This window comes from Flavobacterium sp. UGB4466, assembly GCF_903469665.1.
Taxonomy (GTDB): Bacteria; Bacteroidota; Bacteroidia; order Flavobacteriales; family Flavobacteriaceae; genus Flavobacterium; species Flavobacterium lipolyticum.
Genome location: NZ_CAGKLC010000253.1, coordinates 1 through 725 on the forward strand (window position 1 = coordinate 1; position 725 = coordinate 725).

General features: G+C 35.9%; 1 protein-coding gene. It reads right to left on the minus strand.

Annotation, left to right across the window (positions count from 1 at the left end):
• Nucleotides 1–52 precede the first annotated feature (52 nt).
• Nucleotides 53–718, minus strand: coding sequence for an IS6 family transposase (locus JO950_RS21940; protein WP_202704542.1), 666 nt, complete (start codon nt 716–718; stop codon nt 53–55).
• Nucleotides 719–725 lie beyond the last annotated feature (7 nt).

The window sequence follows — 725 nt, forward strand, 5'->3', positions numbered from 1 at the left end:
GGTTCTGTCGCATCTGTCAGAATCAAATATAACACTTTAAGTAATTTAAAAGTTAGGCCGCCAATCTACAGAATGATTTAAACATAGTTATCCCTGGTTCAATCATCTGATTCTTTCTCAGCATATGGACAACTTCAATTCCGCCCAATGTTCGTCTTGCCGACTCAAAACTTTTAAAGCCTAACCCATTTTGTATCCTCCATTTTATAAATCGATGGTCCTGTTCGACAATATTGTTGAGATATTTACACTGCCGGATTTTAATCTTTGAGAATGAACGTTTGTTATAGACTTTGATAGCTGCAGTATTAGAACCGCTTTTATCAATGTTTATTACTCTTGGCCGGCAATTATTACTAATTGCTTTAATTAGAAAAGACTGAGCACTCATTCTTTGTCTTTTTCTGGTCAAAAGAAAGTCAACCGTATTACCTAATTTATCTACCGCTCGATATAAATAACACCATATACCTTTTACTTTGATATAGGTCTCATCCAATCTCCAGCTCGTCCCCACTCTACCTTTTCTCTTCTTCATCTCTGCCTCAAGCAAAGGTGCAAACTTATAAACCCAACGCTGAATCGTGGCATGATCCACAATGACTCCTCTAATCTTCATTAGTTCTTCAACATCACGGTAACTAAGTGTAAATCTTAGCTTGAAATATACTGCCTGAAGAATTATGTATTTTGGATAACAATGACCTTTAGTATTCATCTTTTGA

What these genes read in the sequence shown, in the direction of transcription:
- JO950_RS21940 (WP_202704542.1), bottom strand. Translation starts at nt 718, where the DNA reads ATGAATACTAAAGGTCATTGTTATCCAAAATACATAATTCTTCAGGCA.